This is a genomic window from Nocardioides sp. LMS-CY, assembly GCF_018732145.1.
In the GTDB taxonomy this organism is placed as follows: Bacteria; Actinomycetota; Actinomycetes; order Propionibacteriales; family Nocardioidaceae; genus Nocardioides; species Nocardioides soli.
In genome coordinates, this window is record NZ_CP076104.1 from 809764 (window position 1) to 831591 (window position 21828).

At 72.6% G+C, this 21828-nt stretch carries 20 protein-coding genes; 15 read left to right on the top strand and 5 right to left on the bottom strand.

The window, feature by feature from the left end:
• Positions 1-6: 6 nt before the first annotated feature.
• Positions 7-555, top strand: a complete 549-nt coding sequence (locus tag KM427_RS03885; RefSeq protein ID WP_215526321.1) for a TerD family protein — start codon at positions 7-9, stop codon at positions 553-555.
• On the opposite strand, the gene trpS is transcribed toward KM427_RS03885, so the two are convergent.
• Positions 552-1520, bottom strand: coding sequence for a tryptophan--tRNA ligase (gene trpS, locus KM427_RS03890; protein ID WP_215526322.1), 969 nt, complete (start codon positions 1518-1520; stop codon positions 552-554). The genes KM427_RS03885 and trpS overlap by 4 nt on opposite strands.
• A gap of 184 nt (positions 1521-1704) precedes the next feature.
• On the opposite strand from trpS, the gene KM427_RS03895 reads away from it, so the two are divergent.
• The 6 genes from KM427_RS03895 to KM427_RS03920 all read left to right on the top strand — a co-directional run bounded on the left by KM427_RS03895 (position 1705) and on the right by KM427_RS03920 (position 7567).
• A complete protein-coding gene (locus KM427_RS03895; RefSeq protein WP_215526323.1) occupies positions 1705-2892 on the top strand; it encodes an acetoin utilization protein AcuC in 1188 nt (395 codons plus the stop codon).
• 184 nt (positions 2893-3076) lie between these two features.
• A complete protein-coding gene (locus KM427_RS03900) occupies positions 3077-3280 on the top strand; it encodes a helix-turn-helix domain-containing protein (protein WP_183592710.1) in 204 nt (67 codons plus the stop codon).
• A gap of 131 nt (positions 3281-3411) precedes the next feature.
• On the top strand, positions 3412-3513 hold the full coding sequence (locus tag KM427_RS03905) for a 30S ribosomal protein bS22 (RefSeq protein ID WP_008356322.1): 102 nt from the start codon (positions 3412-3414) through the stop codon (positions 3511-3513).
• A gap of 15 nt (positions 3514-3528) precedes the next feature.
• The gene (locus tag KM427_RS03910) at positions 3529-4575 is read left to right on the top strand and encodes an NAD-dependent epimerase/dehydratase family protein (protein WP_215526324.1); all 1047 of its coding nucleotides are present in this window, start codon (positions 3529-3531) and stop codon (positions 4573-4575) included.
• The gene (locus KM427_RS03915; RefSeq protein ID WP_215526325.1) at positions 4568-5698 is read left to right on the top strand and encodes a lysophospholipid acyltransferase family protein; all 1131 of its coding nucleotides are present in this window, start codon (positions 4568-4570) and stop codon (positions 5696-5698) included. The genes KM427_RS03910 and KM427_RS03915 overlap by 8 nt, the downstream gene beginning before the upstream one ends.
• 489 nt (positions 5699-6187) lie before the next feature.
• A complete protein-coding gene (locus KM427_RS03920) occupies positions 6188-7567 on the top strand; it encodes an HNH endonuclease signature motif containing protein (RefSeq protein ID WP_215526326.1) in 1380 nt (459 codons plus the stop codon).
• A 191-nt stretch (positions 7568-7758) separates the two neighbouring features.
• Here KM427_RS03920 and KM427_RS03925 read toward each other — a convergent pair whose 3' ends face one another.
• From KM427_RS03925 to KM427_RS03935, 3 genes are all read right to left on the bottom strand, one after another.
• Entirely contained in the window at positions 7759-9018 is a 1260-nt protein-coding gene (locus KM427_RS03925; RefSeq protein WP_215526327.1) for a DUF5667 domain-containing protein, read from the bottom strand.
• 79 nt (positions 9019-9097) lie between these two features.
• Positions 9098-9862: a sigma-70 family RNA polymerase sigma factor gene (locus KM427_RS03930; protein ID WP_183592714.1), complete on the bottom strand. Its 765-nt coding sequence runs from the start codon at positions 9860-9862 to the stop codon at positions 9098-9100.
• 107 nt (positions 9863-9969) lie between these two features.
• Complete coding sequence (locus KM427_RS03935; protein WP_252275037.1) at positions 9970-10854, bottom strand: HAD family hydrolase; 885 nt, start codon at positions 10852-10854, stop codon at positions 9970-9972.
• 55 nt (positions 10855-10909) lie between these two features.
• On the opposite strand from KM427_RS03935, the gene KM427_RS03940 reads away from it, so the two are divergent.
• The 7 genes from KM427_RS03940 to hemB all read left to right on the top strand — a co-directional run bounded on the left by KM427_RS03940 (position 10910) and on the right by hemB (position 18695).
• Positions 10910-12439, top strand: coding sequence for an AMP-binding protein (locus tag KM427_RS03940; protein WP_215526329.1), 1530 nt, complete (start codon positions 10910-10912; stop codon positions 12437-12439).
• A complete protein-coding gene (locus KM427_RS03945; protein ID WP_215526330.1) occupies positions 12436-12684 on the top strand; it encodes a glutaredoxin family protein in 249 nt (82 codons plus the stop codon). Before KM427_RS03940 ends, KM427_RS03945 begins: the two co-directional genes overlap by 4 nt.
• 186 nt (positions 12685-12870) lie before the next feature.
• Positions 12871-13569, top strand: coding sequence for a redox-sensing transcriptional repressor Rex (locus KM427_RS03950; protein ID WP_183592718.1), 699 nt, complete (start codon positions 12871-12873; stop codon positions 13567-13569).
• A gap of 76 nt (positions 13570-13645) precedes the next feature.
• Positions 13646-14935 (top strand): glutamyl-tRNA reductase, encoded by a 1290-nt coding sequence (locus KM427_RS03955; protein ID WP_183592719.1) that lies wholly within the window; start codon positions 13646-13648, stop codon positions 14933-14935.
• A complete protein-coding gene (gene hemC / locus KM427_RS03960; protein ID WP_183592720.1) occupies positions 14932-15918 on the top strand; it encodes a hydroxymethylbilane synthase in 987 nt (328 codons plus the stop codon). The genes KM427_RS03955 and hemC overlap by 4 nt, the downstream gene beginning before the upstream one ends.
• Positions 15915-17564, top strand: a complete 1650-nt coding sequence (locus KM427_RS03965; protein WP_183592721.1) for a uroporphyrinogen-III synthase — start codon at positions 15915-15917, stop codon at positions 17562-17564. Before hemC ends, KM427_RS03965 begins: the two co-directional genes overlap by 4 nt.
• Positions 17565-17687: 123 nt before the next feature.
• Entirely contained in the window at positions 17688-18695 is a 1008-nt protein-coding gene (gene hemB / locus KM427_RS03970; RefSeq protein ID WP_183592722.1) for a porphobilinogen synthase, read from the top strand.
• Positions 18696-18960: 265 nt separating this feature from the next.
• On the opposite strand, the gene KM427_RS03975 is transcribed toward hemB, so the two are convergent.
• Positions 18961-20199, bottom strand: coding sequence for a lytic transglycosylase domain-containing protein (locus KM427_RS03975; RefSeq protein ID WP_215526331.1), 1239 nt, complete (start codon positions 20197-20199; stop codon positions 18961-18963).
• A 293-nt stretch (positions 20200-20492) separates the two neighbouring features.
• Here KM427_RS03975 and hemL point away from each other — a divergent pair, with 293 nt between their 5' ends.
• A complete protein-coding gene (hemL, locus tag KM427_RS03980; RefSeq protein WP_215526332.1) occupies positions 20493-21818 on the top strand; it encodes a glutamate-1-semialdehyde 2,1-aminomutase in 1326 nt (441 codons plus the stop codon).
• Positions 21819-21828: the final 10 nt, after the last annotated feature.

Consider the following 21828-nt stretch of genomic DNA (forward strand, 5'->3'; position numbering starts at 1 on the left):
GACATCGTGATCGAGCTGACGAGCGGCCAGGAGATCGAGCTGGCCGGCAAGCTGCGGATGGGCCTGGGCTGGGACCAGGCGCCGGGGGCCGGCGCGCTGAGCTCGGGCGGAGCGCGGGCCGCCGACCTGGACGCGTCGGCCGTGCAGTTCGGTGGCGGCCGGCTCTTCGACATCGCCTTCTACAACAACCACACCACCCGGGACGGGTCCGTCGAGCACCTCGGCGACAACACCAGCGGGAGCGGCGAGGGGGACGACGAGCAGATCCTCGTGGACCTCGACCGGGTGCACCCGCAGATCGACACGGTCTTCCTGCTGGTGACCAGCTACCAGGGTCAGACGCTCGAGTGGATCGCCAACGCCTACTGCCGCGTGGTGGACGAGCGGGACGTCGAGCTGGCCCGCGTCACGCTCACCCTCGGCATCCCCGAGACCGGCGTCGTGCTGGCCCGGATCGGTCGCAGCGGCGACGGCTGGCGGCTCCGCGCCCTGGCCGAGCCGGTGCCGGTCAAGCTGCCGACCGAGTCCGAGCGGGCCCTGAAGCGGCTCCTCTAGAGCCCGATCGCCGCCTCGGCCGCGGCGAGCACCGGCGCGGTCACCGCCCGGCAGCGCTCGGCGCCGGCGCGGAACACCCCGTCGACGTGCGCCGGGTCGGCCGCGAGCTCGGCGTACCGCTTCTGGAGCGGCTCGAGCTCGGCGACGACCGCGTCGGTGACGGCCCGCTTCAGGGCGCCGTACGTCGTGATGCCCTCGGCGCTGCCGCCGCACGCGGTGAGGATCTCCAGGAGGTTGGTGACGCCGGGCTTCGCCGGGTCGGACCGGACGGCGCCGGTGCCGGTGTCGGAGTCGGTCACCGCGCGCGCCACCTTGCGGCGTACGACGTCCGGCGGGTCGAGCAGCGCGATGACCCCGGCCGCGGACGCGTCGGACTTGCCCATCTTCCGGGTGGCGTCGTCGAGTCGCATCACCCGCGCGCCGGCCGCCGGCACCGCGACCTCGGGGACCGTGAACACCGGCCCGTACGCGTTGTTGAAGCGGATCGCCAGATCGCGGGTCAGCTCGACGTGCTGGCGCTGGTCGGCGCCGACCGGCACCTGCTGCGGGCGGTAGAGCAGGATGTCGGCCGCCATCAGCGCGGGATAGGTGTAGAGCGAGACCCGGGTCGAGTCGACCCCGCGCCCCTTCTCCTTGAACTGGATCATCCGGTTGAGCTCGCCGGTGTACGCCGTGCACTCGAGCAGGTAGGCCAGTTGGGCGTGGGCCGGCACCCGGCTCTGCAGGAACAGCGTCGACTCGTCGAGGCCCGCGGCCAGCAGCAGGGTCGCCATCTCGCGGACGGTGTCCCTGAGTCGGGTTGGCTCGTGCGGCGTGGTCAGCGCGTGCAGGTCGGAGATGCCGTAGAAGCAGTCTGCTTCGTGCTGCCCGCGGGCCATCGGGCGCAGCGCGCCGAGCAGGTTGCCGAGGGTGAGGTGCCCGCTCGGGGTGAGCAGCGAGAGGTTGCGTCGATCGGGGTGGTTCATGGGATCTCCTGGGATGAGAGCCCACGGGTCGGGACGTGCGAACGGCCGCCCGTGGGCGGCCGTTGGAAGGTGTGCTGGAGTCAGCGCAGGTCGGTGGGCCGCCGTCAGGCGGGCCACCACGCGGTGGTACGGAACGTGGAACGCAGCGTCAGCACGCATCCAGCCTAGCGGTAGCGTCCGTCACATGCCTGCCTGTCCCGGACCGGCGACGGTCGTCTTCGACCAGAGCCTGACGGAGTACGACTTCGGACCCGAGCATCCGATGTCGCCGCTCCGCGTGGACCTCACGATGCGGCTCGCGACCGAGCTGGACGTCGTGGGCGACCGGCTGCGCGTCGTACCGGCCCCGATCGCGAGCGAGGACGTGATCGCGACCGTGCACCGCCCCGAGCTGATCGAGGCCGTGATGCACGCCGGGCGCGACCCGATGGCCGTCGACGGCGTGCACGGGCTCGGCACCGACGACAACCCGGTCTTCCGCGGCATGCACCACGCGACCGCGCACATCGTCGGCGCCAGCGTGGAGGCGTTCCGCCAGGTGTGGAGCGGGGAGTCGCTGCACGCCGCCAACATCACCGGCGGCCTGCACCACGCGATGCCCGACCGGGCCAGTGGCTTCTGCATCTACAACGACGTCGCGATCGGCATCCAGAGCCTGCTCGACCAGGGCGCCGAGCGGATCGCGTACGTCGACGTGGACGTCCACCACGGGGACGGCGTCGAGCGGGTGTTCTGGGACGACCCGCGGGTGCTCACGATCTCCCTGCACGAGACGGGGCAGATGCTCTTCCCCGGCACCGGCTTCCCGCGCGACCTCGGTGGTCCCCGGGCGCTCGGCTCCGCGGTCAACGTCGCGCTGCCGCCCGGCACCGCCGATGCCGGCTGGCTGCGGGCCTTCCACGCGGTGGTGCCCCCGCTGTTGCGCGAGTTCAAGCCGCAGGTGCTGGTCACCCAGCACGGCTGCGACTCCCACGCCGAGGACCCGCTCGCCCACCTGATGCTGACCGTCGACGGCCAGCGCGCGGCGTACCTCGCGCTCCACGACCTCGCCCACGAGCTGTGCGAGGGCCGCTGGGTCGCGACCGGCGGTGGTGGCTACGCGGTGGTCGACGTCGTGCCGCGCGCCTGGAGCCACCTGCTCGCCATCGTGAGCGGCGTGCCGCTCGACCCCGACTCCGAGACGCCGGCGGGGTGGCGCGAGCACGTCCGCGAGCGGCTGGGGCGGGTGGCTCCGATGCGGCTCACCGACGGCCGGAGTCCGGCGTACCGGGACTGGCGCGACGGCTACGACCCCGAGGCCTGGCTCGACCGGGCCATCCACGCGACCCGCATGGAGGCGTTCCCGCTGCACGGGCTCGACCCGCTGCCCTGACCGGGACGAACTACACCGGAGAAGTTCTGGCGGCCGATGCAAGCGGACACGCCGTGTCCCGGGTGTATCTTTGGTGAAGCCCTTCCCCATGAGTCACATCAGGCCCTATTCTCACGGATGCGTGGCGCGTGCGATCGCCGGTGGGGAAGCCGGTGGCGCGCCAGACAGAAAGAATCGGTGCACGATGGCTACCAGTTCCGGAGACATCAACGACTCGAAGTTCCTCACCGTCGCCGAGGTGGCGGCGATGATGCGGGTCTCCAAGATGACCGTCTACCGGCTCGTCCACGGTGGCGAGCTGCCGGCCGTTCGCGTCGGCCGCTCGTTCCGCGTCCTCGAGTCGGACGTGGACGAGTACCTGCGCAAGAGCTTCTACAGCGCCGGCTGAGCCGGACCGCGCAGGACCCTCTGGGTCTCGGCTGGACCGGTCGATTCTGCCGGGTGGGCTCACCCGGATAGGCTTGGCCGGTCCACCGGGTCCGTCCGGCGGACGGCTGTACAGCTGTCGAAAGGTATCCCGTGGGTTCTGTCATCAAGAAGCGGCGCAAGCGCATGGCCAAGAAGAAGCACCGCAAGCTGCTGAAGAAGACGCGCGTCCAGCGTCGCAAGCTCGGCAAGTAGGCCACCGCTCGCCGCATGGGCAGCGCCGGCAGGGTCGTCCTCGTCACCGGGGTCTCGCGTGACCTCGGCCGGCGGTTCGCGCGCGCTGCCGCGGCAGACCCGGACGTCGCGAGGGTGATCGGCGTCGACGTCGTACCGCCCCGCGGCGACATCGGCGACGTCTCGTTCGTCCGCGCCGACATCCGCAACCCCGTCATCGCGAAGGTCATCGTCAAGGAGGACGTCGACACCGTCGTCCACATGAGCGTGATCGCGACCCCCGGCAGCGCCGGCGGCCGCAACACGATGAAGGAGCTCAACGTCATCGGGACGATGCAGCTCCTGGCCGCGTGCCAGAAGGCACCGGGGCTGCGCACGCTCGTCGTGAAGTCGACGACGACGGTGTACGGCGCGAGCAGCCGCGACCCCGCCATGTTCACCGAGGACATGGAGCCGCGGCGGGCGCCCCGCTCCGGCTACGCCAAGGACGTCGCCGAGATCGAGGGCTACGTCCGCGGCTTCGCCCGGCGGCGACCCGACGTGTGCGTCACGCTGCTGCGCGCGGCCAACGTCATCGGGCCGCACGTCACCAGTCCGATCACGTCGTACTTCCGGCTGCCGGTGATTCCGACGGTGCTCGGCCACGACGCACGGATGCAGTTCCTGCACGAGCAGGACCTGCTCGAGCTGCTGCTGCACGCCATCCGTTCCGAGGTCCCCGGCACCTTCAACGTCGCCGGTGACGGCCTGCTGATGCTCTCTCAGGCGTTGCGCCGTCTCGGGCGGCCGACGGTGCCGCTGCCGCCGTTCGCGGTCGGCAACGTCGGCTCGATCCTGCGCTCGGCGCGGGTCGCCGACTTCTCCCCGGAGCAGACGGCGTTCCTCACCTATGGCCGCGGCGTCGACACCACCCGGATGCGCACCGACCTCGGCTTCGAGCCGGCGTTCACCACCGACGGTGCCTTCGCCGACTTCTCCGCACCCCTCGCGGCGAGCGGGCGCCCCGCCGAGCGGCTGCTGGCCGGACTCGCCGACCGGCTGCCCGCCGCGGACCCGACCCTGGCCGGGAGCGACCGTGGCTGACGCCGAGGTGATCCCGATCGGCACCCGGGGCCGCCCGGGGCGCGGCACCGGCACCGCACCCTCCTCGGCGGCGCGCGGCCTTGCCGCGAACGGCGCCAGGCCGGCGCCGAAGCCGGCGAAGAAGCAGGCGCCCCAGAAGCAGTCGGCCACGGCCGCGCCCCGGCCGAAGCCGGTCGAGGAAGCGGTGGTCCGCGAGCCGGTCACGACCGACGAGCCCACCCCCGCGGGCGGGATCCCTGCCGCCGAGTGGCTGGCGGCGTTCCAACAGGCCGCGGCCGAGGTCTTCGGCGAGGAGTGGGAGCCGCAGCTGGCGAGGTTCCTGGCGTTCCTGCGGCGCCGGGTCACCGGTGACTACGTCGTCGACGAGTACGGCTTCGACGCCGAGGTCACCGAGCGCTTCCTGATGGCCACGCTGCGTCCGATCGCCCAGAAGTGGTTCCGCATCGAGGTGCGTGGCGTCGAGAACATCCCGGCCGACGGCGGCGCCCTGGTCGTCTCCAACCACTCGGGCACCATCCCGGTCGACGGACTGATGACGATGGTCTCGATCCATGACGAGACCGGTCGGTTCCTGCGCCCGCTCGGTGCCGACCTGGTCTTCCGGCTGCCGTTCGTCGGCTCGATGGCGCGCCGCAGCGGTGCCACCCTGGCCTGCAGCGAGGATGCCGAACGGATGCTGCGCAACGGCGAGCTCGTCGGCGTCTGGCCCGAGGGCTTCAAGGGCATCGGCAAGCCGTACGCCGAGCGCTACAAGCTGCAGCGCTTCGGCCGGGGCGGCTTCGTCTCCGCCGCGGTCCGCACCGGAGTCCCGATCGTCCCGCTCTCGGTCGTCGGCGCCGAGGAGATCTACCCGCTCGTCGGCAACCTCCCCTCGCTCGCCCGCCTCCTCGGCGTCCCGTACATCCCGATCACGCCGTTCTTCCCCCTCCTCGGCCCGCTCGGCCTGGTGCCGCTGCCATCGAAGTGGCTGCTGGAGTTCGGCGAGCCGATCCGCACCGACGAGTTCGACGCCGGCGCCGCCGACGACCCGATGCTGGTCTTCAACATCACCGACCAGGTCCGCGAGACCATCCAGCAGACGCTCTACACGCTGCTGATGCAGCGCCAGTCCGTCTTCCGCTAGTCGCGACGGTCGAGGAAGGCGCGCTCCCGGTGGTTGAGGAAGGCGCGCTAGCGCCTGTCTCGAAACCACCACCCAGCACCCGACCCGCCACATCCGCCGACGCAGCAGGGTTTCGAGACGGTTGCTAGCGCAACCTCCTCAACCACCGTCCTCAGGGGGCACGGTGGTTGAGGAAGGCGCGCTCCCGGTGGTTGAGGAAGGCGCGCTAGCGCCTGTCTCGAAACCACCCGCCGGTGTCGGGGGAGTGTCGGCGTGCTCCCGCGGACCCGTTCGGCGCCTATCGGGACGACGCCGACCGGTGGTCGGGACGCGGGATGCGTTCGTGGTGGTTTCGAGACGGTTGCTAGCGCAACCTCCTCAACCACCGTCCTCGGGGCCACGGTGGTTGAGGAAGGCGCGCTAGCGCCTGTCTCGAAACCACCACGAACCTGGGCGAAACACGCCGCCCAACCCCTTATGTGATCGAACAATTGTTCGATACAATGAGATATGGCGATGATCTCGGACACCCACCTCGACCCCACGGTCGACACCGGTGCCATGTCCGAGATGCCCGCGATGCCCGCGATGCCCGATGTGTCGGGGATGAGCGAGGCGGAGCTGGTGGACGCGATCCGCGCCCTCGAGGACACCAAAGCGAAGGCCTGCGCGGTCCAGGCGCGGTTGACCCGGGTGCTGGATGCGCGGGTGAAGGCCCGGCACGCCGACCAGGGGGTGCCGGCGGCACGGCGGGGGCGGGACGTGCCCGGTCTGGTGGCCTACGCCCGCCGGGAGTCCCCCGCGCGGGGCACGCGGTTGTTGGGGTTCGCGCACGCCCTGGCCGAGCTCCCCTCGACGGAGGCCGCGCTGGCGGCCGGGGTGGTGTCGGAGTGGCGGGCGATCCTGATCGCCCGCGAGACCGCCTGCCTCCAACCCGGACACCGGGCGATCGTCGATGAGCAGCTCGCCGCCCCCGGTCCCGACGGCGCCTATCGGTTCGAGGGGTGGGGCGACCGACGACTCGTCGCGCAGACCCGGGCGCTGGTCGCCGGCCTGGACCCGGCCGCGGTGGTCGACCGCCGCGCGAAGGCGGAGGCCGACCGGCACGTGAGCCTGCGGCCCGCGCCGGACACGATGGCCCGGCTTTCGGTGCTGCTGCCGGTCGCTCAGGGTGTCGCGGCCTACGCCACCCTGACCCGGGCCGCCGACCAGGCTCGTGCCCAAGGCGACTCCCGCAGCCGGGGTCAGGTGATGACCGACACCCTCGTCGAGCTCGTCACCGGACAGGCCACCGCGGAGGGGGTCCCGGTCACGATCAACCTGACCGTCTCCGACCACACCCTCCTCGCCGGCGGACACCAGCCCGCCTGGCTGACCGGCTACGGCCCCCTGACCGCCGACCACGCCCGCGACCTCGCCGCCACCGCCCTCGCGCAGGCGCAGACGGCGCAGACGGCGCAGACGGCGCTGCGGCGGCTCTACGTGGCCCCCGAGACCGGCACCCTCGTCGCGATGGAATCGAAGGCCCGGGCGTTCCCCAAGGCCCTCGGCCTGTTCCTCGAGCTCCGCGACCAGACGTGTCGCACCCCCTGGTGCAACGCCCCGGTCCGTCACCACGACCACATCACCGACCACGCCCACGGCGGCCCCACCTCCGCCATCAACGGCCAAGGCCTCTGCGAGCAGTGCAACCACACCAAACAAGCCCCCGGGTGGCGGGCCAGACCACTGGCTGGCCCGCCCGATCAGCACGTCGTCGAGACCACCCTGCCCACCGGCCACACGATCCGATCAACAGCACCCCGCGCACCCACCCCCAGCCGCGTCGTGCCCCGGATCCGACGCGAACTCCACTACCCCGACTTCGTCATCGAATACGCCGCCGCCTGACCCGGGCCGACCCGACCGACCCGGCAGACCGCATCGTCCTCTCCAGCGGTGACCACGACGGTCGACCCGAGCAGACCGCAAGCCGCCCAGCAGCCGTCACCACCCCCCCGTAACCCCCACCTACGGCGACCACACAAACCCGGTAAGCGCGTCACCGGCCGCGGCCGCCGCGAACCGGGCCGCTGAGGTCGCTACTGCCGGGGCGGCAACAGGGCGCCCGTGATCGGGTCGAGCACGCCCTGGAGGATCTCGGTGACGCCGGTGACCACCTCGGTCAGGGGAGCGGTGGGGGACGTGGGTCCACTGCCGCCGGAGCTGGAGGGTGCGCTCGCGGAGGGTGCGGCGCCACCGGTGAGGGCGCCGGTCAGGCCGTCGGTCAGCGTCTTGAGCGGGTTGGTGCCGCGGGACGGCGAGGCGCCGGGGCTGGGGAGCAGGGTCGGGTCCGTGGTCGGCTCGAGCACGCTGCCCGGGGGCAGGTCGCCGTCGACCGGCGGCAGTCCGGGCGCGACGCCCTGGTCACCCCGATCGCCTCGGCCACCGTCCTTGCCGCCGCGGTCGCCCTTGGTGCCGTTCTTGTCCTGGCCGCGCGCGTCCGGCCCGGCCTGCTGGGGAGTGGCGGGCAGGGTCGGCAGCTCGATCGGCGGGGCGGCGACCAGCGACGGCGGGAACGCCTCGATCGGGGTACCCCCGCAGTCGGGGCACTGCTGCGCCGCCTCGGCGTCGATCTGGGCGACCACGTTGGCGGCGGCGACGAGCTCGTCGCGGGCGTCGGCGGGCACCGACGGCTCGAGCTCCTCGAGCTGCGTCAGGCTGCTCGAGGCGAAGTCGCGCAGCTTCGCGATGGACGAGGCCCGGTCGCTGTGGGCGTAGTCGGCGAACAGCAGGTCGGCGCCCTGGGTGGCCTGGTCGCTGAAGGTGGCGAGGGTCGGTGCGACCCGCGCCTGATCGCCCGGCTCGTCCGAGCCGGCCAGTGCGCTGGCCTCCTCGAGCCGGTCGGTGGCGTTCGCCAGCTGGATGCTGCCCTTGTCGGCCTCGCCGAGCGACAGCCCGACGTGGGCGGACTCGATGGCCCGCTTGATCGGGTAGAGCGACTCACCGGGGAGTGCGGACTGCGAGGCGACGGCGACCGAGGCGCTCGCCCCCACGATCACCAGGCCGCCGACGACGGCCGCGAGTCGGCGCTCCCGGGTGGTGCGGCGAGCGGGGAGCCGGAGCTTCGAGAGGTCGTCGGGCGCCAGCGCCGTCTCGGCCTCGGACACGAGCCGGGCGCGCAGGTCGGCCACGAACTCGGGGCGCGGCTGCGGGTCGGGGACCGCCCGCAGCGCCCCGACGAGCTCCACCAGCTCGCGGTCACGTCGATCTGCAACGTCGATCCGCTCACCCGTCGACGACTGCTCGACCAGGGTGGCGAACCGGTGGGCGCGCCCCCGCGCCCGGATCCCCCATGTCATGTCGATCTCAACGACGAGAAGTGCGGCGGAGTTACGCGAGATCCGCCGAGGAACTGAACGATTTCGACCGGTCGCGCCATCAGTCCCGCAGCCCTTCCGGCATCAGCTTGGCGAGGTTGCGCACCCCGCGCAGCTGGAGCTGCTTGACGGCGCCGTCGCTGCGGCCCAGGACGGCGGCGGTCTCGGCGATGCTCATGCCCTGGAGGAAGCGCATCACCAGGCAGTCGCGCTGCTCGGCGGGCAGCTCGGTGAGCGCGCGCATCAGGATCTCGTTGGTGATCCCGGCGAGCACCGCGCTCTCGGGCCCGTCGGTCGCGTCGTCGTGGAGGCTCATGTCCTCGGTCGTGAGCTCGAGACGGGTGCGGCCGGCCTTGAAGTGGTCGGTCGCGAGGTTGCGCGCGATGGTCATCAGCCAGGCGCCGAAGTCCTTGCCCTGCCACCGGAATCCGTTCATGCTGCGCAGCGCCCGGAAGAACGTCTCGGAGGTGAGGTCCTCGGCGAGCGTCCTCGAGCGGGTCCGGTAGAAGAGGAACCGGTAGACCGACCCCTGGTAGTGGTCATAGAGCAGCCCGAACGCGTCGGCGTCGCCCTGCCGGGCCAGCTCGACGAGGGCGATCAGCCGGGTGCGCTCGGACTCGTCGTCCTCGGAGGACGCCGCGAGCCCGGCGTCCCCGTAACCATCGGGCCCGCCGCTGCCGCGGCTGGTCGCCGCCTCGGTGGCGAGGATGCTGCCGGCGAAGGCCGGCGTGGGCCTTGGTGCCAGGCGCTCGGCGAGCAGCACCTCGGCGACGAGTCGGCGCAGGACGGTGAGGCCCCGCTCCTGGTCGTGGATGCCTGGTGCCATGCGAACAAGCCCTCCCGAATGCGGTCTCCCCGATGCCGGCCCCTCGAAAACCTCCGCCATCGTAAACGGGAGTTACTCGAATGTGAACCGGTCGGTAACTACGGCGTTCAGGTCCGCTTGCTGCGCACGGCCAGCCCCGCCGCGACGGCACCGGTGGCGGCACCCGCGACCGCGCTGACGACGAGGCCGGCGCGCAGTGCCTTGCGCCCGGTGCGGTAGTCGCGGATCCGCCAGCCCTGCTCGCGGGCGTGGTGACGCAGCTTGACGTCCGGGTTGATCGCGCAGGGGTCGCCGACCAGCGAGAGCATCGGTAGATCGTTGTAGGAGTCGGAGTACGCCGAGCAGCGGCGCAGGTCTAGACCTTCGCGCGCGGCCAGCGCCTTGACGGCCTCCGCCTTGGCCGGCCCGTGCAGCAGGTCGCCGACCAGCTGACCGGTGTAGACCCCGTCGACGTGCTCGGCGACCGTGCCGAGGGCGCCGGTCAGCCCGAGTCGGCGCGCGATGATCTGGGCGATCTCGATCGGTGCCGCGGTCACCAGCCACACCCGCTGGCCCTCGTCGAGGTGGAGCTGGGCGAGGGCACGGGTGCCCGGCCAGATCCGGTGCGCCATGCCCTCCTCGAAGATCTCCGCGCCCAGCTCCTGGAGCTCGGAGACGGTGTGACCGGCGATGAAGCCGAGCGCCGAGGCGCGTGCATCGGCCACGTGGTCGGGGTCCTCGACGCCGACGATCCGGAAGTACGCCTGCTTCCAGGCCGCGCCGAGGATCTCGCGGGTGGTGAAGAACTTGCGCCGGTGCAGGCCGCGGGCGAGATGGAAGATGCTCGCGCCTTGCATGACGGTGTTGTCGACGTCGAAGAAGGCCGCGGCCTCAGGATCGAGCGGTGGCGTCAGCGCCGACTCGACCTCGGCGGATGCGGCGGCGGCCTCCCCGGCCAGCGTCGACCGCAGCTGGAGGTTCAGCGGTCGCGGTCGGCGGTCCGTGGGCGTCACACCGGCAGGGTAGACCCACCGGCACAGCACGCGGTGGTGTGGAAGTATCCGCACCATGTCCGGGATCCGCGACGTGGCCGAGCTGGTGACCAGCGCGGCCTCCGAGAGCCCCGATCGACTGGCACTCGTCGAGGCCGGCGGGCGCAGTCTGACCTGGGCCCAGCTCGACGACCAGGTGGGCCGCGTCGCCACCGGTCTGGCGGGCGCCGGTGTCGTGGGCGGGCACCGGGTGCTGATCGCGGTCGGCAACCGTCTCGAGTTCGTGACGTCCTACCTCGGGGTGCTGCGCGCGCAGGCCGTGGCCGTGCCGGTGAACCCCGGCTCGGCGGTCGGCGAGCTGGCCCGGATGCTCGACGACTCCGGCGCCCGGATGGCGATCGCCGATCCGACCACGGCCGCGGCCGTCCGTGAGGCGGTCGACTCGCTCGAGTCGCCGCCCCGCCTGGTCGTCGTCGGCGAGGCGTCGTATGACGAGCTGCGTTCCGAGCCGGCCCGGCCGATCCCGCCGCTGCAGGATCCGGAGAAGCTCGCGGCCCTGCTCTACACCAGCGGCACCTCCGGTCTCCCACGGGCCGCGATGCTCACCCACCGCGCCCTGCTCGCGAACATCGAGCAATGCGCGCAGGTCGAGCCGCCGATGATCCACGGGGACGACGTCGTGCTCGGCGTGCTCCCGCTCTTCCACGTCTACGGCCTCAACGCGGTGCTCGGCAGCGTGCTCCGGCGCCGGGCGAAGCTGGTGCTCGTCGAGCGCTTCGACCCGCAGGAGACGCTGGCCATCATCGACGACGAGGCGTGCAGCGTGGTGCCGGTCGCGCCACCGGTCTTCGCCCACTGGCGCTCCGAGCCGGACCTGCGGGAGCGACTCGGCCCGGTCCGGCTGATCCTGTCGGGGTCCGCACCGCTCAGTCCCGAGGTCGTGGAGGAGTTCGACGAGCGCACCGGTGTCGCGGTCCACCAGGGCTACGGCCTCACCGAGGCCTCGCCGGTCGTCACCAGCACCCTGTGCAGCCGGACGCCTCAGGCGGGCTCGGTCGGCGCCGCGCTGCCCGGCATCGAGCTGCGGCTGATCGACGAGGACGGGCTTCCGCCGGAGGGTGGCGACCCGGGCGAGATCTCGATCCGTGGCGTCAACCTGTTCAGCGGCTACTGGCCCGACGGCGCGGAGGGGCCCGACGGCGACGGCTGGTGGCCGACCGGCGATGTCGGCTTCCTCGACGAGAGCGGCGACCTGTTCCTGGTCGACCGCCTCAAGGAGGTCGTGATCGTCTCGGGCTTCAACGTCTACCCGGTCGAGGTCGAGGACGTCATCGAGGAGGTCCCCGGCGTCGTCGAGGTCGCGGTGATCGGCGTGACCGACGAGCGGAGCGGCGAGGCCGTGGTGGCATACGTGCGCGCTCCCGGCGAACAGCCGGACGCGATCGCGGCGGCGGTGCGCGCGCACTGCGCGCTCCGGCTCGCGCGCTTCAAGCAGCCCTCGCGCATCGAGGTGGTCGACGAGCTGCCTCGCACGATCACGGGCAAGGTGCAGAAGGGCCGGTTGCGCGGGATCGAGCGGCGGCGCACGCTAGGGCTGTTGGAATGAGCACCGAGCCCCGCATCACCCTCTACTCCCGCCCCGGCTGCCACCTGTGCGACGACGCGCGGGCCGTCATCGAGCGGGTCTGCGCCGAGGTGGGCGAGTCGTACGCCGAGGTGACCATCGACGACGACCCGGCCCTGCGTGAGCGCTTCGGCGAGGAGATCCCGGTGACCCTCGTCGACGGTCGCCAGCACGACTTCTGGCGGGTCGACGAGCGTCGCCTGCGGGCCGCGCTCGCCCGCGACTGAGGTCGCGGGATCGCGCCGACCGGCCCCGCGAGCGTGGGTCACATCACATGTGGTAGCACCGGCCAGCGGGCGAGGGTCGCTCCGTTTTGTTCTCCCGTTCACAAACTCCTACAGTGAACAAGCCATCAGGCCCCGAGGACGGGTTCGTCCTCGCGTGCCCGACGACGGCCCAGCAGCCCCCTGGCTATGGAGAAGACAAGAGCTGTGACCGCACGGAACTCACCCGACGCCGCTCGGGACATCCCCGAAGCGACCGTCGCGCGGCTGCCCGTCTACCTCCGGGCCCTGACGACCCTGTCCGACCAGGGCACCACCACCTGCTCGAGCGAGGAGCTCGCGGTGGCGGCGGGCGTCAACAGCGCCAAGCTCCGCAAGGACCTCTCCTACCTGGGCAGCTACGGCACCCGCGGGGTCGGGTACGACGTGGAGTACCTGCGCTATCAGATCGCCCGTGAGATCGGCGTCACCCAGGACTGGCCCGTCGTCATCGTCGGCATCGGCAACCTGGGCCAGGCCCTCGCCAACTACTCCGGGTTCCGCAGCCGCGGCTTCCGCGTCGTCGCGCTCCTCGACGCCGACCCGGCCCGTCGGGCCGAGGCGGTCGCCGGCCTGGAGGTGCGGCCGTTCGCCGACCTCGAGCAGATCGTCCACGACCACGGCGTGGCCATCGGGGTCATCGCGACCCCGGCCGTCGCCGCCCAGGACGTCGCCGACCGGATGGTCGCCTGCGGGATCACCAGCATCCTCAACTTCGCGCCGATCGTGCTCTCGGTGCCCGACCTGGTCGACGTCCGCAAGGTGGACCTCTCGATCGAGCTGCAGATCCTGGCCTACCACGAGCAGCGCAAGATGCAGGGGGCCGTCACCGAGGAGGTGACTGCATGAGCGAGCGAAGCGAGCGAATCATCCAAGGCAGTGCGTCCTGTGCCTCATGCGCGCACGGAGCGAAGCGAGTACGCGCATGAGCGTCTTGGTCGTGGGCATCTCCCACAAGTCGGCGCCGGTCTCGCTGCTGGAGCGGGTGGCGCTCGACAACGACGGCGTGCACAAGCTGATCGACGACGTCGCCGCCGGCGAGCACGTCACCGAGGCCACGGTCATCGCGACCTGCAACCGGCTGGAGATCTACGCCGAGGTCGACCGCTTCCACGGCAGCGTCGAGGAGCTCTCCGGGCTGCTGGTCGACCGCGCCGGCGGCGCCCCCGAGGAGCTGCTCCCGCACCTCTACGTGCACTACGACGACGGCGCGGTCTCGCATCTCTTCCAGGTCGCGGCCGGTCTCGACTCGATGGCGCTCGGTGAGGGCCAGATCCTCGGCCAGGCCCGCGACGCGCTCAGCGCGGGCCAGGAGATCGGCACCGTCGGGCCGGCGCTCAACGTGCTGTTCCAGCAGGCGCTGCGGGTCGGCAAGCGGGCCCGCTCCGAGACCGACATCGACCAGGCAGCGCCGTCGCTGGTCTCGGCCGCCCTCGACCACAGCAATGCCGCGGGCGACCTGTCCGACAAGCGAGTGCTGGTGATCGGTGCCGGGTCGATGGCCGGCCTGGTCACCGCCACCGTGGCTCGCCGGGGCGCCGCCGGCATCACCGTCGTCAACCGCACCGCCGGCAAGGCCGAGCGCCTCGCGGACGAGTACGGCGCGCGCTCCGCGGCGCTGGCCGACCTCGAGGCCGAGCTCGCGCACGCCGACGTGGTCATCTCGTGCACCGGTGCGACCAGCGTGGTGGTGACCCGCGACCTGGTCGCGGCCGCGACCGCCGACGGCCGGGCGCTGACGTTCATCGATCTCGCGCTGCCCCATGACGTCCAGCCGGAGGTCGGCGACCTTCCCGGCGTCACGCTGGTCAACCTCACCGACCTCGCCGAGGGGCTGCGCGAGTCGGAAGCCGGGCAGGAGGTGGCCGCCGTCCGCCGCATCGTGACCCAGGAGGTCGCGGCGTTCCTCGCCGCCCGCCGCCAGGCCAGCGTCACGCCGACCGTGGTGGCCCTGCGCTCGATGGCGACCGCGGTCGTCGACGCCGAGATGGACCGCCTCTCGCATCGGCTGCCCGACCTCGACGAGGCCGCCCGCGCCGAGGTGCTGCACACCGTGCGCCGGGTCGCCGACAAGCTGCTCCACGAGCCGACCGTGCGCGTCAAGGAGCTCGCCAACGAGACCGGCGCGGTCTCCTACGCGGCCGCCCTGGCCGAGCTCTTCGCGCTCGACCCCGAGGCCGTCGACGCCGTGACCCGGGCGGAGGGTCTGTCATGAGTCAGGCCGTCAGCGCGCCGATCCGGGTCGGCACCCGCGCCTCGGTGCTCGCGACCACCCAGTCCCAGCTGGTCGCCGACCAGATCGCCGAGCGGCTGGGCCGCCCGGTCCGGCTGGTCGAGATCAGCACCGAGGGCGACCGCAGCCAGGCGGCCGGCACCCCGTTGGCCGGAGGCTCGTCGACCGGGGTGTTCGTCAGCGCGCTGCGCGACGCCCTCCTCGACGGGCGCGTGGACGTCGCCGTGCACTCGCTCAAGGACCTTCCGACCTACCCCGCCGAGGGCATCGCGCTGGTCGCGATCCCGGGTCGGGAGGACCCGCGCGACGTGGTGGTGGCCCGCGACGGCCTCACCCTCGGCGAGCTGCCCGTGGGCAGCCGCGTCGGCACCGGCTCGCCGCGCCGGGCCGCCCAGCTGCACGCCCTCGGCCTCGGGGTCGAGGTCGCCGGCCTCCGCGGCAACGTGGACACCCGGATCCGCAAGGTGCGCACGGGAGAGTACGACGCGATCGTGCTCGCGCGCGCCGGGCTGGCCCGGATCGGTCGGCTCGACGAGGCCACCGAGGTGCTCGACCCGCTCCAGATGCTCCCCGCTCCGGGACAGGGTGCGCTGGCCGTCGAGTGCCGCGACGACGACGATCTCGCGGCGCAGCTGCGCGAGGCGCTCGACGACCCCCGCGCCCGCGCGGCGGTCGAGGCGGAGCGGGCGGTGCTCGCGACGCTCGAAGGAGGATGCTCCGCGCCGATCGGAGCCCTGGCCGAGGTGGTCGAGGGCGAGGACGGCGAGGAGCTGTGGGTGCGGGCGATCGCCCTCTCGCCCGACGGGGGGCTCTCGGTGCGCAGGTCCGCCACCGGTGACCCCGCCGACGCCGCCGGCGTCGGCGACCGACTCGCCCAGGAGATGCTCGCCGACGGCGCCGCAGACCTGGACGGGTCGGAGCATGACCCGCTCGACCACTCGCTAGACAAGGTGCAGAACCCATGACCCGAGCCAAGTCCACCCCGAAGGACCAGCCGCGCGGCTGGGTGTCGTTCGTCGGCAGTGGCCCCGGTGACCCGGGCCTGCTGACGGTCCGCGCCGTCGAGCTGCTCAGTCGCGCCGACGTCGTCGTCACCGAGGTACCGGAGCACGCCGGCCTGATCCGCCAGGTCCTCGGCCTCCCGGAGCCGGTCGAGGGCGCCGAGCCGATCGGCCCCGAGGTCGTCGACGGCGGCTTCGGCGAGGACGGCCAGCCGCTGACCCACGCCGCGCGCGGCAAGGTGGTCGTCAGGCACGCCAAGAAGGGCCAGCGCGTGGTCCGCCTGATGGCCGGCGACCCGTTCCTCTACGCGTCCGGCCCCGAGGAGGCGCAGGCCTGCGTCAAGGCGGGCCTGGCGTTCGAGATCGTGCCCGGTGTCTCCTCGGTCAACGCGGTCCCGGCGTACGCCGGCATCCCGCTGACCACCAAGGACCACCGCGAGGTCGCGGTCGTCACCTGCGGCGACAAGGTCGACTGGAAGCAGTACGCCGACAAGCGCACGCTCGTGCTGCTCTCGGCCGTCGGCCAGGTCGGCGAGATCGCGAAGGCGCTGGTCGCCGCGGGCCGCGATCCGCAGACCCCGATCGCGATGACCCGGGTCGGCACCACGACCGAGCAGGCCACCGTGTCCTCCACCCTCGACCGGATCGCGGCCGACGCCCGCGCCGCCCGGATGGCCCCGCCGGCGGTCACCGTCGTCGGCAACGTGGTCGACCTGCGCGAGACGCTGTCGTGGTTCGAGACCAAGCCGCTCTTCGGCTGGCGGGTGCTGGTGCCGCGCACCAAGGAGCAGGCGGGCTCGCTGTCCGAGCGACTCCGCGGCTACGGCGCGGTGCCCGACGAGGTGCCCACCATCTCCGTCGAGCCGCCGCGCAACCCGCAGCAGATGGACAAGGCCGTGCGCGGCCTGGTCGAGGGTCGCTACGAGTGGATCGCGTTCACCTCGGTCAACGCCGTCAAGGCGGTGCGCGAGAAGTTCGAGGAGTACGGCCTCGACGCCCGTGCCTTCTCCGGCCTCAAGATCGCGGCGGTCGGCGACAAGACCGCGCAGGCCATCGCCGACTGGGGCCTGCGCGCCGACCTGGTGCCGTCGGGCGAGCAGTCGGCCGCCGGCCTGCTGGCCGACTGGCCGGAGTACGACGAGCTGCTCGACCCGATCAACCGGGTGTTCCTGCCGCGCGCCGACATCGCGACCGAGAACCTCGTCGCCGGCCTGATCGACCTCGGCTGGGAGTGCGACGACGTCACGGCGTACCGCACCGTGCGGGCCGCGCCGCCGCCGCCGGAGACCCGCGACGCGATCAAGACCGGCAAGTTCGACGCGGTCGTGTTCACCTCGTCCTCGACCGTGCGCAACCTGGTCGGCATCGCCGGCAAGCCGCATGCCTCGACGGTGATCGCGGTGATCGGCCCCGCCACGGCGAAGACCGCCGAGGAGCACGGCCTGCGCGTCGACGTCCTCGCGAGCCGGCCGGACGTCGAGGAGCTCGTCGACGCGCTCGCCGACTTCGGCGCCGCCCGCCGGGTGTCGTTGATCGAGGCGGGTCAGCCCGTCACCAAGCCGTCGGAGCGCAAGACCTCCGCGCGGCGGAAGGCTCGCGCCGCGGAGTGATCCGAGCCGTGGAGGTCCGCGTCAGCGGACCTCCACGACGCGAGGAGGTTGAGCGAGCCCGCTCGTGAGGTACGAACGAGCGACGGCGGGTCGAAACCGAGTGAGCAGGAGGAGGATCGAGCGATGACCGATCAACTGTCCAGCACCTCTCCGGTGGCCGGACCCGTGGTCCGGCCCCGGCGCCTGCGCACCACGCCGGCGCTGCGCCGGATGGTGGGGGAGACGTCGCTGGAGCCGCGGCAGCTGGTGCTCCCGCTCTTCGTGCGCGAGGGCCTCGACGAGCCGCGGCCGATCTCCTCGATGCCCGGCGTGGTGCAGCACACCCGGTCGACGCTGCTGAAGGCGGTTGCCGAGGCGGCCGAGCTCGGGCTCGGTGGGGTGATGCTCTTCGGCATCCCCGAGCACAAGGACGCCGAGGGCACCGGCGCGATCGACCCGGCAGGCATCCTCAACCTCGCCATCACCGACGTGGTGGCCGAGGTGGGGGACGCCCTGACGGTGATGAGCGACCTGTGCCTCGACGAGTTCACCGACCACGGTCACTGCGGCGTGCTGACACCCGACGGTCGTGTCGACAACGACCGCACGCTCGCGGCGTACGCCGAGATGGCCCGCGCCCAGGCCCACGCCGGCGTCGACATGGTCGGCCCCAGCGGGATGATGGACGGCCAGGTGGCGGTGATCCGCACCGCGCTGGACGCCGCCGAGCACTCCGACGTCTCGATCCTGGCCTACTCCGCCAAGTACGCCTCCGCGTTCTTCGGCCCGTTCCGCGAGGCCGTCGACTCCTCGCTGCAGGGCGACCGCCGGACCTACCAGCAGGACCCCGGCAACGCCCGCGAGGGCGTCCGCGAGGCGCTGCTCGACGTGGCGGAGGGCGCCGACGTGGTGATGGTGAAGCCCGCCCTGGCCTACCTCGACGTGCTGCGCCGGGTGCGCGACGCGGTCGACGTGCCGGTCGCGGCGTACAACATCTCGGGGGAGTACGCCATGCTCGAGGCCGCCGCCGCGAACGGCTGGATCGACCGCGAGCCGGCCATCCTCGAGACGCTCACCTCGATCCGGCGGGCCGGTGCCGACGTGGTGCTGACCTACTGGGCGAGTGAGGTCGCGCGGCTGCTGCGGCGCTGAGCCGGCGCGCTTGGCCGACGCTTCATCAAGGGATGCTGGCGAAGCTTCGCATCCCGAGCCGAACTCGGCGGGGGAACCGGGGCTCCACCTTCATCCCTTGATGAACCTGCGACTGGTGGTGACATCCGGGCAGGTGGGGCGGCGCGCGGACGCGAGTTCGCGCGGCTGCTTGGACGCTGACGGCTGCGGTGGTTTCGAGGCTCAGGCCTGGCGGCCTTCGCACCTCAACCACCGGGGCCGGTGGCCGGGGCTCAGGAACCACCCGTCAGTGGGTGTAGGCGTAGACGCACTGGTCGAACGGGTCGTCGGTGCGCAGGATGTTGTCGAGGTAGCCGTCGAGCAGGCACTGGGCACGCGCCTGGACGTCGGTGAGCAGTTGGTCGACCGGGGCCACCGAGGTCGACGGCAGCGCCGGGAGGGTCAGCGTCGGGAGCGGCGCCTTCGGCGGGTCGGCCGGCTTGGCCGGGGTGGAGCTCGGGGGCTGCTGGGGCGTCGTCGGCTGCGTGGGTTGCTGCGTGGGCGACTTCGTCGGGGTCTGCGCCGGGTCCGTGGGCTCGGACGAGCCCTGGTCGTCGTCGCGGCCGTCCTTGCCCTTGCCGTTGTCGCCCTTGCCCTGGTGCCCCTGGTCGGGCTTGTCGCCGCGATCGGGCCGGTCGGGCAGCTGCGGCACGACGTAGCCGGCCGAGGTCACGCCGTTGGGCACCGAGGTGAACTCGCCGTCGAGGTAGGCCTCCATGATCGACAGCACGAGGTCGACGTAGGGCTGGCTGTGGTTGTAGCGGTAGACCGCGGCCTGCTGGCCGGCGGTGGTGCCGAGGTCGTCGTCGCCGGAGCAGAGGTAGACGGCGGTGGCGAGCGCCGCGTCGTCGATGTCCTGCGGGTTGCGCTGGCCGTCGCCGTCGGCGTCGACGCCCACGACCGACCAGGTCGACGGGATGAACTGCATCGGACCGACCGCGCGGTCCCAGACCGCGTCGGAGTCGAACTGGCCGGCGTCGGTGTCGGAGATCCGGCTGGTGCCGTCACCGCCGTTGAGGGGCGGCCCGAAGATGCCCGGCCTGGCGACGCCCTGGGCGTCGAGCGTGTTGCCGCCGTGGCGGCCGTGGTTGGACTCCACCCGACCGATCGCCGCGACCAGCTGCCAGGTGAGGTGGCAGCCGGGGTCGGCGGAGTTGATCACGGTCTCGGCCCGCTGGTACGCCGCGAGGGCCGCGGCCGGGATGCCGGAGGTGGAGGCGGTCGCGACCACGCGCGCGGCGTTGCCGACCACTCCGGGGGCCACGCCACCGGAGGCGGCCGAGACGCTCGCCGGCTCCTCGATCGCCTCGGCGGGCAGGCTGGTGCCGTCGGGCAGGGCGGGGTCGGTGGTCGCATCGGCGAGCGCGGTGCCCGTGCCGGTCGTCGCGAGGCTGGCGGTCCAGGCCGCGGAGAGCAGGGCGAGCGGCACCAGGGCGATCGCCTTCTGACCGCGCCCGAAGCGGCTGGTCGACCCACTCTTGGACATCTCCGGCTGTCTCCTGCTCCCTCGGACCCGGCGTGCTCCCTCTGCACGGCGTGACGCACATCAAACGACCGGACCCTGCACCGGTTACGGTACGTCGCTTGGGCCGGACGTGCAGCCGTTCGTCGGTAGGACCACCATTCCCGCAGGTCGCGGCGGTGAAACACGTTCTCGTCCGTGCGCCCGCACGTGGCCTGGCCCACGCTGCCGAGCCCGTCCCCCGCCCTGGACTGGGGCGGGTTGGCCCGCTCGGGGACAATGGCCCGGTGACCGGCCGACCGAGCCCTGATACCGCGGTGCGAACCACGGCGGGCACCACCGCGAGCGCAGCCCTCTTCGAGAGGGCCAGAGCGGTGACCCCGGGCGGGGTGAACTCCCCGGTCCGAGCGTTCAACGCGGTCGGCGGCACGCCCCGGTTCATCCGGTCCGCCTCGGGCGCGTGGCTCACCGACGTCGACGGCAACGAGTACGTCGACCTGATCTGCTCCTGGGGGCCGATGCTGCTCGGGCACGCCCACCCCGAGGTCCAGGCTCGGGTCGCCGAGGCGATCGCCCGCGGCACGTCGTACGGCGCGCCGACCGAGCCGGAGGTCGAGCTCGCCGAGGAGATCGCGGCGCGTGCGCCGGTCGAGCGGGTCCGGTTCGTCTCCTCGGGCACCGAGGCGACGATGTCGGCGATCCGGCTGGCCCGCGGCTTCACCGGCCGCGACGTGGTCGTGAAGTTCGCCGGCTGCTACCACGGCCATGTCGACGCCCTGCTGGCCTCCGCGGGCTCCGGCCTCGCCACGTTCGCGGTGCCCGGCACGCCCGGCGTACCGGCGTCCTCGACCGAGCTCACGCTCGTGCTGCCGTACAACGACCGGGCCGCGGTCGAGCGGGTGTTCGCGGAGTACGCCGACCGGATCGCGTGCCTGATCACCGAGGCCGCCCCCGGCAACATGGGCGTCGTCCCGCCCGAGCCCGGCTTCAACCGGTTCCTGGCGGAGACCTGCGCGCGGCACGGCGCGCTGTTCGTGAGCGACGAGGTGATGACCGGCTTCCGGGCCAGTCGACAGGGCCAGTGGGGCCTCGACGGCGCCGTGGAGGGCTGGCGGCCGGACCTGATGACCTTCGGCAAGGTGATGGGCGGCGGCTTCCCGGCGGCCGCCTTCGGCGGCCGCGCCGACGTGATGTCCCGACTCGCGCCGGAGGGGCCGGTCTACCAGGCCGGCACGCTGTCGGGCAATCCGATCGCCACCACGGCCGGCCTGGCCACACTGCGGCTCGCGACCGACGAGGTCTACGCCCACCTCGACCGGGCTGCCGACACGATCAAGGTCGCCGCGTCCGACGCGCTCACCGAGGCCGGGGTCGCTCACGTCGTGCAGTCGACCGGCACGATGTTCTCGATCTTCTTCACCCCGGGTGTCGACGGCCGCGTCCGCGACTTCGACGACGCCTCGACGACCGACGCGGCGGCGTACGCCGCGTTCTTCCACGCCATGCTCGACGCCGGGGTCTACCTGCCGCCGTCGGCCTACGAGGCGTGGTTCCTGTCCGCCGCCCACGACGACCGCGCCGTCTCGACGGTGCTCGACGCCCTGCCCGGGGCGGCCCGCGCCGCGGCCGCCGCGCAGGCGTAGGAGATCGATC

Bases quoted from the DNA above. Each gene is read 5' to 3' on its own strand.
- trpS (WP_215526322.1), bottom strand. From the start codon at position 1,520: ATGAACCACCCCGATCGACGCAACCTCTCGCTGCTCACCCCGAGCGGG.
- KM427_RS03895 (WP_215526323.1), top strand. From the start codon at position 1,705: ATGCCTGCCTGTCCCGGACCGGCGACGGTCGTCTTCGACCAGAGCCTG.
- KM427_RS03900 (WP_183592710.1), top strand. From the start codon at position 3,077: ATGGCTACCAGTTCCGGAGACATCAACGACTCGAAGTTCCTCACCGTC.
- KM427_RS03910 (WP_215526324.1), top strand. From the start codon at position 3,529: ATGGGCAGCGCCGGCAGGGTCGTCCTCGTCACCGGGGTCTCGCGTGAC.
- KM427_RS03920 (WP_215526326.1), top strand. From the start codon at position 6,188: ATGGCGATGATCTCGGACACCCACCTCGACCCCACGGTCGACACCGGT.
- KM427_RS03925 (WP_215526327.1), bottom strand. From the start codon at position 9,018: ATGACATGGGGGATCCGGGCGCGGGGGCGCGCCCACCGGTTCGCCACC.
- KM427_RS03930 (WP_183592714.1), bottom strand. From the start codon at position 9,862: ATGGCACCAGGCATCCACGACCAGGAGCGGGGCCTCACCGTCCTGCGC.
- KM427_RS03940 (WP_215526329.1), top strand. From the start codon at position 10,910: ATGTCCGGGATCCGCGACGTGGCCGAGCTGGTGACCAGCGCGGCCTCC.
- KM427_RS03945 (WP_215526330.1), top strand. From the start codon at position 12,436: ATGAGCACCGAGCCCCGCATCACCCTCTACTCCCGCCCCGGCTGCCAC.
- KM427_RS03950 (WP_183592718.1), top strand. From the start codon at position 12,871: ATGGAGAAGACAAGAGCTGTGACCGCACGGAACTCACCCGACGCCGCT.
- KM427_RS03955 (WP_183592719.1), top strand. From the start codon at position 13,646: ATGAGCGTCTTGGTCGTGGGCATCTCCCACAAGTCGGCGCCGGTCTCG.
- hemC (WP_183592720.1), top strand. From the start codon at position 14,932: ATGAGTCAGGCCGTCAGCGCGCCGATCCGGGTCGGCACCCGCGCCTCG.
- KM427_RS03965 (WP_183592721.1), top strand. From the start codon at position 15,915: ATGACCCGAGCCAAGTCCACCCCGAAGGACCAGCCGCGCGGCTGGGTG.
- hemB (WP_183592722.1), top strand. From the start codon at position 17,688: ATGACCGATCAACTGTCCAGCACCTCTCCGGTGGCCGGACCCGTGGTC.
- KM427_RS03975 (WP_215526331.1), bottom strand. From the start codon at position 20,199: ATGTCCAAGAGTGGGTCGACCAGCCGCTTCGGGCGCGGTCAGAAGGCG.